The 12,930-nt window shown below is 69.4% G+C and carries 9 protein-coding genes; 7 read left to right on the top strand and 2 right to left on the bottom strand.

What is annotated here, in order from left to right; all coding sequences use genetic code 11:
* Positions 1-18 precede the first annotated feature (18 nt).
* The 3 genes from ACGFZQ_RS36935 (at position 19) to ACGFZQ_RS36925 (ending at position 4,527) form a co-directional block, all read left to right on the top strand.
* Positions 19-1,497, top strand: coding sequence for a glycoside hydrolase family 76 protein (locus ACGFZQ_RS36935; RefSeq protein WP_393844037.1), 1,479 nt, complete (start codon positions 19-21; stop codon positions 1,495-1,497).
* A 38-nt stretch (positions 1,498-1,535) separates the two neighbouring features.
* Positions 1,536-3,134: an FG-GAP-like repeat-containing protein gene (locus ACGFZQ_RS36930; protein WP_393844036.1), complete on the top strand. Its 1,599-nt coding sequence runs from the start codon at positions 1,536-1,538 to the stop codon at positions 3,132-3,134.
* 226 nt (positions 3,135-3,360) lie between these two features.
* Positions 3,361-4,527: a glycoside hydrolase family 64 protein gene (locus ACGFZQ_RS36925; RefSeq protein WP_393844035.1), complete on the top strand. Its 1,167-nt coding sequence runs from the start codon at positions 3,361-3,363 to the stop codon at positions 4,525-4,527.
* Between the two features lie 445 nt (positions 4,528-4,972).
* Here the strand turns inward: ACGFZQ_RS36925 and ACGFZQ_RS36920 are convergent, their stop codons facing one another.
* Positions 4,973-5,941, bottom strand: coding sequence for a PDR/VanB family oxidoreductase (locus tag ACGFZQ_RS36920; protein WP_393844034.1), 969 nt, complete (start codon positions 5,939-5,941; stop codon positions 4,973-4,975).
* A 672-nt stretch (positions 5,942-6,613) separates the two neighbouring features.
* Between ACGFZQ_RS36920 and ACGFZQ_RS36915 the strand changes: the two genes are divergently transcribed.
* The 3 genes from ACGFZQ_RS36915 to ACGFZQ_RS36905 all read left to right on the top strand — a co-directional run bounded on the left by ACGFZQ_RS36915 (position 6,614) and on the right by ACGFZQ_RS36905 (position 8,415).
* A complete protein-coding gene (locus ACGFZQ_RS36915) occupies positions 6,614-6,967 on the top strand; it encodes a hypothetical protein (RefSeq protein ID WP_393844033.1) in 354 nt (117 codons plus the stop codon).
* Positions 6,968-7,729: 762 nt separating this feature from the next.
* On the top strand, positions 7,730-8,014 hold the full coding sequence (locus ACGFZQ_RS36910; protein ID WP_097227967.1) for a DUF1778 domain-containing protein: 285 nt from the start codon (positions 7,730-7,732) through the stop codon (positions 8,012-8,014).
* On the top strand, positions 8,011-8,415 hold the full coding sequence (locus tag ACGFZQ_RS36905) for a fic family toxin-antitoxin system, toxin component (protein ID WP_393844032.1): 405 nt from the start codon (positions 8,011-8,013) through the stop codon (positions 8,413-8,415). The genes ACGFZQ_RS36910 and ACGFZQ_RS36905 overlap by 4 nt, the downstream gene beginning before the upstream one ends.
* 98 nt (positions 8,416-8,513) lie before the next feature.
* Here ACGFZQ_RS36905 and ACGFZQ_RS36900 read toward each other — a convergent pair whose 3' ends face one another.
* The gene (locus ACGFZQ_RS36900; RefSeq protein WP_393844031.1) at positions 8,514-9,056 is read right to left on the bottom strand and encodes an acetamidase/formamidase family protein; all 543 of its coding nucleotides are present in this window, start codon (positions 9,054-9,056) and stop codon (positions 8,514-8,516) included.
* Between the two features lie 409 nt (positions 9,057-9,465).
* Here ACGFZQ_RS36900 and ACGFZQ_RS36895 point away from each other — a divergent pair, with 409 nt between their 5' ends.
* On the top strand, positions 9,466-12,747 hold the full coding sequence (locus ACGFZQ_RS36895) for a S8 family serine peptidase (protein WP_393844030.1): 3,282 nt from the start codon (positions 9,466-9,468) through the stop codon (positions 12,745-12,747).
* The last annotated feature ends 183 nt before the right edge of the window (positions 12,748-12,930 follow it).

The following is a 12,930-nucleotide window of genomic DNA, read 5'->3' as shown; positions in this document are numbered from 1 at the left end:
GACCTCGACGGAGCTGACATGCAGTCAAAGGTGGCAAGAACACGTGTGCTTGGGACCGGCCTGCTCGCGACCGCGGTGTCCCTGGCACTCCTGATCCCGGTATCCAAAAGCGCCGAAGCAGCGACCACGGCAGTCCAGGCGACCGTCTGCAACAAGTACTGCGACGCGCGGGACCCGGCCCTCAGCGGCCAGGACCGCAAACCCGTCACCGCCACGCTCTTCTCGCGCACGTTCGTGCTGCACCTCGACGACGCCGACGCCATGGGCTGGGCGTCCATAGGCAACGGCAGCCCCGGGGACGAGGTGTGGATGGACCGCTCGTTCGACGGCGGGCGCACCTGGTCCTCGGGCAGCAGGATCGGCGCCACCACGATCCCGGCGGGCCAGACCGGCTGGCGGACCATGATGTACAACGTCGACGACTGGGCGAACCACGGCGTCGGCGCCCTGCGCGCCTGCGGCAAGGCCGCCGACCGCACCGACATCGTCTGCACGCCCTGGGCCCGCTCCACCTGGAACGCCGCCGACCGGCGCACCGCGGCGGCCACCGCGCAGATGCAGTTCTACGACTACGGCACCGGCCTGTTCGACACCACCGGCTGGTGGAACTCCGCCAACGCGCTGCACGCCGTCATCGACAACGCCCGGGTGACCGGCATGCAGAGCTACACCTACGCCATCGGCCGCACCTACGACCTGCAGGTCAACGCCCAGGCGGGGCAGTTCCGCAACGACTACATCGACGACACCGGATGGTGGGGCCTGACCTGGATCGCGGCCTACGACCTGACCGGCGACAGCCGCTACCTGGCCACAGCCCGGGCCGACGCGGACTACATGGCCTCCTACTGGGACGGCACCTGCGGCGGCGGGGTGTGGTGGAGCACCGCGAAAACGGTGAAGAACGCCATCCCCAACTCCCTCTACATCGAGCTCAACGCCGCCCTGCACAACCGCATCCCGGGCGATACGGCCTACCTTCAGCGCGCGAAGGCGGACTGGACCTGGTTCCAGGGCACCGGCATGGTCAACTCCGACCAGACGGTGGGCGACGGCATCAGCCTGAGCACCTGCAAGAACGGCAACGCCACCGTGTGGTCGTACAACCAGGGCCAGCTGGTCGGCGGTCTGACCGAGCTGTACAAGGCCACCAGCGACTCCTCCGTACTGACTGCCGCCCGCCGGATCGCCGACGCCAACACCACCTCAAGCAGGCTCAACACCTCGGCGGGCATCCTCAAGGACCCCTGCGAGAGCGGTGACTGCGGTGCCGACGGACCCTCTTTCAAGGGCGCCGACGTACGCGGCCTGGCGAAGCTCAACACGGTCCTGTCCGACCGCCCCTACACGGCGTACCTCAGCAAGCAGGCGGCACAGGCCTACGCGTCCGACCGCAACGCGCTCGACCAGTACGGCGTGCATTGGTACGGCCCACTGGACACGACCGATGCCGCCCGCCAGCAGAGTGCCCTCGATCTGATGAACGCCGCCTCCTGACCCCCACCCAGCCGCCCGCGCGGCAGAGGAGAAGCTCCATGGCCATTCGCCGCAGAGGCTCACCCGTGCACCCCGAGACGCGAATACGGTGCCTGAAGCGGCGGGCGGCCGCCGCAGCCCTCGCCGCCGCCGGCGCGGTCCTCCTGGCGCTCGTGCCGGCAGGACCGGTCTCCGCTCAGACACCCGTCCCTCAGTTAAGGGTCATGCCCCTGGGCGACTCGATCACCTGGGGCGTGGGCAGCGCCACCACGTCGTCGTACCGGACGCCCCTCGCGAGTCTGGTGGCCGGCCAGGCCGCGTACACCGTGCAGTTCGTCGGCTCGGAGAGCTCCGGCACGCTGGCCGACCAGTCCAACGAGGGCCACAGCGGATACGTCATCTCCCAGATCCGCGACGGCGTCGACGGCTGGATGTCCGCGGCCCGCCCCGACGTGGTGATCCTGCACATCGGCATCAACGACCTCGACCGGGGCGTCGACGTCGCGAACGCTCCCGCCCGGCTGACCGACCTGGTCGACCGTATCTACGCCGACCGGCCGGGCACCAGCGTCATCATGCTGGGCCTCATCCCGACCACCCCGGACCTGGGCTCGCAGGTGGCGACGTACAACGCTGCGGCCAAGCAGTTGCAGAGCACCGAGCAGGCCGCCGGGAAGAAGTTCCTCTACGTCGACCCGCCCGCCCTGACCTCCGCCCAGTTCGCCGACGACCTGCACCCGAACGACGCCGGCTACCAGCGCATGGCACAGGCCCTCTCTCCTGCCCTCACCGACGTGTTCGACGCCGGATGGGCCGCCGGAAGGGGGCAGTTGGACGCGGGCACCGAGTCCGGAACCACCGGCAACGTGCGGTGGGCGGACTTCGACGGCGACGGCCGGAGCGACTACGTCCTGCTCAGCTCCAGCGGTGCGGTGTCGGTGTGGCTCAACCGGGGCGGTGACGGCCGCGGCGGCTGGTCGCCACTGGGGCAGGTCGCCTCGGGCCTGACGGCCGACGCGGGCCGGGTCCGTATCGCCGACTTCGACGGCGACGGACGAGCCGACTACATCGTCCTCGGCTCCACCGGCACGGTGACGGTCTACCTCAACCGCGGTGGTGACGGCCACGGCGGCTGGTCCGTCCTCGGTCAGATCGCCACCGTTCAGACCACCGACCCCACCCAGGTGAAGTTCGCCGACATCGACGGCGACGGCCGGACCGACTACGTCCTGCTCAGCTCCACCGGCGCGGTGTCGGCGTGGCTCAACCGGGGCGGTGACGGCCACGGCGGCTGGTCGCCACTGGGCCAGATCGCCTCGGGCCTGACGGCCGACGCCTCCAAGGTGCGCTTCGCGGACCTCGACGGGGACGACCGCGCCGACTACACGTGGCTGAGTTCCACCGGCGCGGTCTCGGCCTACCTCAACCGGGGCGGCGACGGCCGCGGCGGCTGGCTGGGGCTGGGGCAGGTTGCCTCCGGGCTCACGGCTGACGCCACCCGCGTGTCCACGGCCGACTTCACCGGCGACGGCAACGCCGACTACGTCCTCGGGGACAACACCACCAACGCCGCCACCGTCTATGCCTGGCAGGGCGGGGACGGCCACGGCGCCTGGAACGACCTCGGGCGCGTCGCCGGCGGCGCCACCATCGGCTGACCGCTCGCCTGCCCCGCCTTCCTCCCTACTTGCTTCCGTCCAGAATCCGCACGGCACGAGCGGGCCACAGCCCGGGAGCCGTCCCTGGCGACGCCGCCCGGGCCAGGGACGGACCGGAATCCCGATCTGGTCCACGCCGCCGGTCCGTCCTCTCCCCTCACATCTCTGTACCAGGAACAAGGAGAACAATGTGTCCATCTCTGTGACGTGAAGGACGCTGGCCGCCGTGCTGGCGGCTCTGGACATCGGCCTGGGTACCACTTTGGCGGGCACCGGCAGCCAGGCCCAGGCCGCCGTGCCCAGCACCATCCCGCCGACCATCAGCAACAACTCGGGGCGTGGTGACCAGGTCTACGTCTACAACATCGGCACCCTGCTCAGCACCGGCCAGCAGGGCTGGGCCGACGCGAACGGCACGTTCCACGCCTGGCCCGCCGGCGGCAACCCGCCGACCGACGCGCCCGACGCGTCGATCGCGGGACCGGCGAGCGGCCAGACCATGACGCTCCAGATGCCGAAGTTCTCCGGCCGGGTCTACTTCTCCTACGGCCAGAAGCTCGTCTTCAAGCTGACCACCGGCGGACTCGTACAGCCCGCGGTGCAGAACCCGTCCGACCCCAACAGGAACATCCTGTTCAACTGGACCGAGTACACCCTCAACGACTCCGGCCTGTGGATCAACAGCACCCAGGTCGACATGTTCTCCGCACCGTACGCGGTCGGCGTGAAGGCCGGCGACGGCTCTGTGAAGAACACCGGCCACCTGGAGCCCGGCGGCTACAACGGCTTCTTCAGTGCGCTGCGCGGCCAGCCGGGCGGCTGGGCGAACCTCATCCAGACCCGTTCCGACGGCACGGTCCTGCGGGCCCTGGCACCGGGGCACGACATCGAGGCGGGCGCGCTGCCGGCGAATGTGCTGGACGACTACATCAACCGCGTGTGGCAGAAGTACAGCACCTCGACCCTGACGGTCACGCCCTTCGGCGATCAGCCGAACACCAAGTACTACGGACGGGTCTCCGGCAACGTCCTGAACTTCACCAACACCTCCGGCGCTGTCGTCACGACCTTCCAGAAGCCCGACGCCGACAACATCTTCGGCTGCTACAAGCTCCTGGACGGACCGAACGACCTGGTACGCGGCCCGATCTCCCGCACCTGTGCGCAGGCTTCAACCGCTGCGACGCTGCTGCCGAACCCCACCCAGCCCGACACCAGCAGCTCCGGCTTCCACGCGGACGTCGTCACCAACCACTACGCCCGCAAGATCCACGCGCAGATGGCCGGCGGCATGGCGTACGCCTTCGCGTTCGACGACGTGGGCAACCACGAGTCGCTCGTGCACGACGGGGATCCGCAGCCGGCGTACATCACCCTCGACCCCTGCAACTGACCCCGGGATCGCGGGTCCTGTCCGGCGGCGCGCGCGAGAGTGACGGCCTCGCGCAGCCGCTCCGGGTCGGGCACCCCACCCTGCCCCGGCAGGATCGGTACAGGCAGCGGGCGCGCCCCCACGAGCCGGGCCTGCGCCGCGTAGCTGACCCAGCTCGGTACGGGCACGACCACGTCGCCGCCGATGGCGAGCAGCAGCGCGAGCAGCAGCGGCTTGCTGTCCGGGCCCGCCACGACGAGTCCGGGGCCGAGTAGTCGTACGTCGACGCGGTGGGCATCATGCCCTTGTCGCGGTCGCGGGGAGCAAGAACACCGACAGCCGCCGATGCTTCCTCGAATGTGGGAACCAGGGCCGCGGCCACGTCGCCGATGTCGGGGGGCGGGGGCGGCCGACAGGTAGAGGGTGTTGACCAGTTCACAGATGACCAGGGCCTCGGGCACGGTCTTCACAGGTCGAGAACCAGTCGGCGCGAGCGAGAACGGGAGACGCACGGAAATATGACGTCTGCGGCGGCCTGCTCCTGCTCGCTGAGCAAGGTGTCGCGGTGGTCCGGCTTTCCCGCGAGGACAGCGGTCTCACAGGTTCCGCAGGTGCCTTCTCTGCAGGAGGACAGCACGTTCACGCCGGCTTCCTGCAGGACATCGAGGAGGGAGCGGTCCGCCGGAACGCTCAACGTCCGGTCCGAACGGGCCAGTTCCACCGTGAACTCGCTCGCACCTGGTGTGCCGACCCGTTCCTTCGGTGCGAAGCGCTCGACGTGCAAGGCACCACTGGGCCATGAGGCACACGCCTGCTCCACTGCGTCGAGCAGAGGCGCAGGACCGCAGCAGTACACGGCTGTGTCCGTACGCGGGGTGCCCAGCCATGTCCGCAGGTCGATGATGCCGGTCTCGCCCTGCGGGCAGAGCTCGACCTGGCGTGGATGGGCGTGCGCCAGTTGGCCGGCGAACGCCATCGTGGCTCGGCTGCGCCCGCCGTAGACCAGCCTCCAGTCGGCTCCGCGCCGCTCGGCGTCGGCGATCATCGGGAGGATGGGCGTGATGCCGATACCCCCCGCGATGAACAGATATCGGGGCGCGTCGATGAGCACGAAGTGATTCCGCGGGCCGCGTACTTCGACCGTGTCGCCCTCCGCGAGCGTGTCGTGCACGTAGCGGGACCCGCCGCGACCCTCCGCCTCCTTCAGCACGGCGACTTGCAGGGCGGTGTTGTCCGTCACGTCGCCGCACAACGAGTACTGGCGCACCAGGTCCTCGGCCAGAACGAGGTCGATGTGGGCGCCAGGATGCCACCCCGGAAGCCAAGCGGCGTGGTCGTCCTGCCACTGCTTCGTCGGCCGTATCACGGTCGCCGCCGACAGTCCCGCCTCCCGGCAGCCCCTCGTGGACCGCCTGGACAGTCCACGAGGCGTCATGCTGACGCTGCGGATCCCCCGCCCTGCTGACCCGGTATCCCCTACGCCACCGTTACTGCGGCAGGCGTGGCGTCACCTATGCCGGTTGACACGACGGCCGGACAGCGACGCTGATGTGCACCTCTGTCTGGCGTCCGTGATGTTGGCCATGGATGTCACATGGTCTTCTGATCCGTAACGTCGATGCGGAGCATCGCTGACGACGTACGCCACACCGCCCAAAAAACCCACGACGCCCTGCAGTGCCGTATCAGGTGCGGTGTCGGTCATATCTCTTTCGGAGCGGCGGTGAGTAGTACGGGACGTCAGAAGGCCGGGTCCTCCCCCTGCCGGTCATCGTCTACTGACCAGGGTCCGGCGGCAAAGGACGGGCAGGTGGGCAGGGCGGTTCGGCAGCTGCCGCCGAGGCCGGGGGCGATCGCGAACAGGCACGGCCGGTCCACGACGGCAGACGGGTGGGCCGGTTGACATGGCACAATACTTGCAGACGCCTGTTAACCGTTTCCACTGATAGATTGCGTATGCATATTTTTGGGGGCCTTGCCCTCGCGCCCCTCCGAAGGCGGCGTAGCGCAGCGGCAAGGGCGCCGCGGGTGACGCGAAGGCCACGAGCCGTCGTGCACTCATATCCGGAACCTGGTTCCGATTGCAGTCGTGGCAAGGGGAGTCGGGTTGACGGGCGACGAGGGGGACACGGCGCGGCCCCGTCGACTCCTGCGAGCCGACGCGCTGCGCAACGAGGACCGGCTGTTGGAGGCAGCGGCAGCCGCCCTCGCCCGCGAGGGTGCGGGCGCCTCGGTCAAGGACATCGCCCGAGCGGCCGGTGTCGGTGTCGGCGCGCTCGGCGAACTCGACCGCGGCACCGCCGGGGCCGCTGAGCAGCGCCATCCGGACACCGACGAGTGGCCGTCCGCGACCTCGGTCACACCGCCGGCAATCTGCCGGCGGATCCCTTCGGGCCCTGCTCGACCGATTGCCTTGGTTCCGAAGGGCGGTGAGGAATCGGGCCGCCATCACGATCGCTGACGGACGGCGGGTATGAGCCCTCATCGAGAAGCCCGTAGTCGCGCCAGCCCTGTAATCGGGTCGGGTCCCGGTTACAGCTCCGGCCAGGAATTTGTGCCGGTGGTGTGCGGTGCCCGCCGGGCACCGGCGAGAACACGGCGGCGAGCGCCACCACCACCCGCTGGCCGGGGCCTCTCCGCCGCGACGGATGTTCACAGGACGGACCGAGACCCCACGGTCTCGTCGGCACCGGTGATCCCGCCGAGGAGGATGGTCGTCGGCGAGCGACTTCCGCTGCCCCTGGTGACGAGCTGTCGGAGGCACACGTCTCGGTGACATGCGCGGCGAACCCCTTCCAGCTGACGATGTGCCCGTGGCGGACGTAACGCGCCGTGGTGTCGTAGGGAGAGACGACTGCCGAGGCGGAGGGCGGTAGCCCGCCGTCGTCGGCGATGCGCCAGCGCAGGCAGCCTGCCGTGTCGCGGGAGTAGTTCTGCACGACGATCTGCCGCAGCGCCTCGGCCTGTGGCCCAGGCCTGCAACCCGGTCCGTGCCGGTGGAGGCATTCGGCACGGCCGACAGCGACCGAAGCGACTGGCCGTCCTGGTGAACGGCGTCGCCGGTGCGCCGGTGGCGACCGGGATGAGCCTTGCGGTCGGGATCGGGGCGACGTTCACGGGCACGGCCGACCGGTTCCGCGTCGGCGGGCGGCCCGAACGGATGCTGGACACAGGGTGTGGTACCGCCGGTATCATCGGTGCCATGTCAGTAGAACCGAAGGCGATGAACCTCCGCTTCCCCGACCCCGAGCAGCGGACCGCGATCGCGGCTGCGGCGCGGCAGGAGGGGGTCAGCATGCAGGAGTACATCCTCTCGGCCGCGTACACCCGGGCGACCGCCGTGGAGCGGCGGTTCCTGGAAGGGTTCAGGGAGTCGATGGCCCGAAGCGGTGCGGCTTTCGCGGCGGAGCTCAGCACGCTGGATCCGGACCCCGAGCAGCGGGCGGCCGAGATCCAGGCACGACAGGAACTGGAAGGGCTGGCGCCGGGGCGGGGAAACGCCGCGTGAGCCGGTCGGCGCCGCACCCGCTCGACGTCACGTTTCTCCTCCATGCTGCCGAACTGCTCGAAGGTGACCCCCAGGTCGACGACCTGGGGCCGCTCTACGCAGCCGTGGCCCGCGTCAACGCGCGCGCGATGGAGCGTGACATCTACGGGTCCCTCCATCTGAAGGCGGCCGCGCTTTTGCAGACTCTGGCGAAACTGCCCTGCCTGGAGCACTCCGGCGAGGCCTTCGCCTGGCACGCCACCGAGGCGTACCTGCTGCTCAACGGGGAACAGCTCGACTATCCGCCCAAGGCGGCCGTCGCACTGGTGCGGGACGCCGTCTCGGGTGCGCTCGGCGTGGCCCGCATCGCCCGGCAGCTCCGGGACTGGGCCGTGGACCAGGAGGGGACCGGGGGAGACTAGGGGGGCCTCTCCTGGATCAGGTCGGCGGACAGCGGCGGTGCTGTGTGGGCAACCCGCTCGCCGGCGCCGATACAGGCGTCCGAGAGCGCTGACGTAGGTCAGCTGAAGATTCCGCGTGGCAGGGTCATGGAGACGAGCCACTTCGGGAGGTCCACCGTCTCGTTGATCTTCAGATCTCCGGCCACGCTGCACAGGGCGTACGCCTCGTGCAGGCTGACCCGCTGGTCCTGGACGAGCCAGTCCACCATCTCCCGTACGGCCGTCTTGGCGTTCTCCATCAGATCGGGCCCGGTGCCGGTGGTCTGGTAGTAGCCCTGCTCCAGCATCTGGGCGGGCATGGCCAGTTGGGTGGGGTCCGCGGCGGGTACGACGGCTCGGGTGGAGGCGATCACGGTGTGCCTGTGCAGGGCGAACCGCAGGGTGACGGACATGAGCGTTTCGACGGCTGTCCCGGTCACCTCGCCGTCGCCCTGCGCCATGTGCCCGTCCCCGGCGGAGAACATGGCTCCCGGCACGTACACGGGCAGCTGTACCCGTGCTCCCTTGACGAGCTGCCGGATGTCGGTGTTGCCGCCCATGCCTCCGCTGACGTCGGGCGGGAAGGTGCGGTACATCCCCCTGCGCAGCGGAGCGACGCCCATGATGCCCTTTCATCACTCGCGGATCAGTGGAGTACCCAACCTGGCCGGGTCCGCCTCCAGCTCACTGCGCGAACTCCGCCTGGGCCTCCTCCGCCTAGCAGGTGAACCACGCACCGCACACGCACCGCACACGAGTGGCCGTTCGTGACGTTGTCTCTCCAGCGAACCAGGTAACACCTGGTTCACGCCGCTCAGAGGCAGTCTTACATGATCAGAGTCACACCGATCTTCTTGAAGTGTCCCGCATGACAGGGAACTCGGGCGCGGCTGCGGCCAGGTAAAGGCGAGGCCGCATCCAGGCGGCCCGTTCTCGGAAGGACTCCGCATGCGGGTCGGAAAACGGTGGCGTCGGACAACGGTAGCCGTCGCTGCCGCGTTCGGCGTGAGCGCGGCCATAGGAGCCGCTGACATGGCCCACGCGGGGCAGTCGCAGGCCAGCACCGCAACGGATACCCCGGCTTCGGCCGCGCGGATCTCTGATTCGGTCACACTGATCACCGGTGACAAGGTGAGCCTCGACGCCGCGGGCCATGTGGTTCGGGTGGCGGCCGCCAAGGGCCGTGCGGGCATGAACTTCCAGGTGCAGCAGACTCATGGTCACACCTATGTGATGCCGTGGGACGCGGAGGCGCTGGTCAGCCGTGGCACCTTGGACCGGCGGTTGTTCGATGTCGGGGAGCTGGTCGCGGACGGGTACAGCGACGCCAGGCGTGCCGACTTGCCGCTGATCGTGTCGTACGCCGCAGCCGAGCGCTCCGCGGCGCGGCCCCAGGTTCTGTCGCAGGCTCGGGCGGGGCGGAGTCTGCCGAGCATCGGCGGCGATGTCCTGTACGCGCGGAAGTCCGGCGGCAGCGCGCTGTGGGACACCCTCACCGAGCGCGGCGGAGCGTCGGCGGCACGCGGCGCGGCACCGGGGATCGCTCATGTCTGGCTCGACTCGAAGGTCCGGGTGGCGCTGGACCGGAGTGTCCCGCAGATCGGTGCCCCGGCGGCGTGGAAGGCGGGTTATGACGGCAAGGGGGTCAAGGTCGCCGTCCTGGACACCGGTGCGGACGACACCCATCCGGATCTGAAGGACCGTGTCGTCGCGGAGAAGAACTTCAGCGACTCCAAGGACACCGTCGACCGTTTCGGTCACGGCACCCACGTGGCGTCCATCGTGGCAGGCTCCGGCGCGAAGTCGGGTGGCCTGTACAAAGGTGTGGCGCCGGGGGCCGACCTGCTGATCGGGAAGGTACTCGGTGATGACGGCGCCGGAGACTACGCCTCGATCATCGCCGGAATGCAGTGGGCCGTCGGGGAAAGCGCACGTGTCGTCAACATGAGCCTGGGGCAGGACGACAGCCCGGGCATCGACCCCGTCGAGGAGGCGGTGAACACGCTGTCCGAGCAGTCGGGCACCCTGTTCGTCGTCGCTGCCGGCAACTCCGGCCCCGGTGAGGGCACCATCGGCACACCCGGCAGCGCGCAGGCGGCGCTGACCGTGGGAGCGGTCGACAAGCAGGACGTCATCGCGTCCTTCTCCAGTCGTGGACCGACGGCCGACGGCGACCTCAAACCGGACATCACCGCGCCGGGGGTGGACATCGTCGCCGCCAAGGCGGCCCAGGGGGGCATCGGCACTCCGGTCGCCGACGGCTATGTGTCTTTGAGCGGGACCTCCATGGCCACACCGCATGTGACCGGCGCGGCGGCGCTGCTTGCCGAGCAGCACCCGGACTGGACCGGTGCACGTATCAAGGCCCAGCTCACCGCCTCGGCCAAGGCGGCTCCCGATCTGTCGGCGTTCGTGCAGGGCACCGGACGGGTGGACGTGTCCAGGGCCCTGGACCAGAACATCACCACCGGCCCGACCTCGCTCGGGTTCGGCATCCAGCGTTATCCGCACAGCGACGACCAGCCGGTGACCAAGCAGGTCATGTACCACAACAGCGGGGACACCCCGGTGACGCTGGACCTGTCGGTGGAGGCGTTCGGTTCCGACGGCAAGCCTGCCGCCGCCGGTATGTTCACCGTCTCGCCCGCCAGGTTGACCGTGCCGGCGGGAGGAGAGGCGAGCACCTCGGTGACCGTCGACACCCGCGCCGGCTCCGCCGACGGCACCTTCGGCGGTTCCCTGGTGGCAACCACGGCCGACGGAAACACCAGCGTGCGCACCGCGGTCGGCGTACAGCGCGAAGTGCCGTCCTTCGACCTGACCCTCCGTCACCTCGACCTGAAGGGCAGGACCGCCAAAGACGCCATGACCTACGTCTACGGCCTCGACAACAGCCTGCTGGACGGCGTCTCCGGCTCCGACGCGGGTGCCGACGGCACGGTGACGATCAGGCTGCCCAAGGGGCGGTACGGGCTGCAGAGCCAGATCGGCGCGGACCGCAAGAACATCCTGCTGCAGCCGGAGCTCACCCTCGACCATGACACGACAGTGGACCTGGATGCCCGCCGAACGCACCCGGTGGACATCACGGTGCCTGACAAGGCGGCGAAGAACAACGACGCCGTAATCTTCTACCGCAACACTGCCGGGACCGTGCCGCAGCACACCACGTTCGGGTACGACGACTACCGCGGCGTCCGCGTGGGCATGCTGGGCAAGCCGGTCCCGGCCGCCAAGGCCACCGCCTACTACACCGGCACCTGGACCGACTCGTCCAGGAAGGGCCACCCCGTCAACTACCGGCTCGGCTGGCCGCGCACCGGTGACCTGTCGGGCTTCACCGCACACCTCACCGCGCGGCAGCTGGTCAGGGTTCCCGTGACCATCGGCTCCCCCGCGCCCGGCAAGAAGGCCACCGTGTCCGTGAGTCCACTGCTGCCCGACGGCAACTGGTACGACGGAGCCCCCGACGATGTGAAACTGCCTGAGACCGCCACCGACTACTTCCTGCCCAACGACCTCAAGTGGCACTACACCGTCTACCAGACCACCGGTGACGCCTCGGAGACGACCGAGGCGGAGTTCGAGTCCAAGCCGCTGTCCTTCGCCGCTCACCGAAACCACAGCCTTCGGTTCGACGTGGGTGTCTTCGGGCCGTCGCTGCCCGCCGGCAGCCCCTGGCCGGGCGCCGGCCAGCCTGTCGGAGCCGGTGCCACCCGTGCCGGTGACACCCTGCGCGCGTATCTGCCCCTGTTCGGTGACGCCGCCGACCACCTGGGCACCTCCGAGTACACCAAGGCCCGCAGCACCCTGTCGGCGGACGGCAGGCAGATCTTCGCCACGGACACTCCCCTCGTCGGCTCCGCGTATGCCCTGCCCGCGAAGAGCGCCCTGTACCACCTGACCACCGACGTCACACGCGCCCGCGGGGTGTCCGCCGTGTCCACCCGCGTCACCGCGGAATGGACCTTCCACTCGGCGCACGTCGACGGGGACGCGTCCGCACGTCTGCCACTGTCGGTGGTCCGTTTCTCGCCGCAGCTGGCCGCGGACAGCAGTGCCAAGGCGGGCAGGGTCTTCACCGTGCCGTTCACGGTCCAGGGAGCGGCTACCGCCAGGACCCTCGGACACCTGGACTTCCACGTCTCCTACGACCACGGCAGGACCTGGCACGCGGTCACGTCCCGAAACGGTGCGCTGAGCCTGCGGCACCCGGCGGCGGCCGGCACGGTCTCCCTGCGGGCCCATCTGGTCGATGCGCACGGCAACACCCTGACCCAGACGATCTACGACGCCTATCGCACCACCAAGTGAGCGGTGTGATCGGCATCACAGGAACCCGTTCTCCGTCGCGAACAGGTCATTACGAAGGCCACCACACGGAGCGCCTCCGGCAGACCAGGGCTTCCGAGCGGTGACGGACGACTACACGAAGAGGAACACTGTGCGGACCCACCCCCTCCTCATGGCCATCACCGAGCAACGCATTCCCCCGGT

The sequence above is a fragment of the Streptomyces sp. NPDC048254 genome (genome assembly GCF_043201895.1).
Classification (GTDB): Bacteria; Actinomycetota; Actinomycetes; order Streptomycetales; family Streptomycetaceae; genus Streptomyces.
The sequence above is the reverse complement of the archived record's forward strand: the minus strand, read 5'-3'. Positions and strand labels throughout refer to the sequence as shown.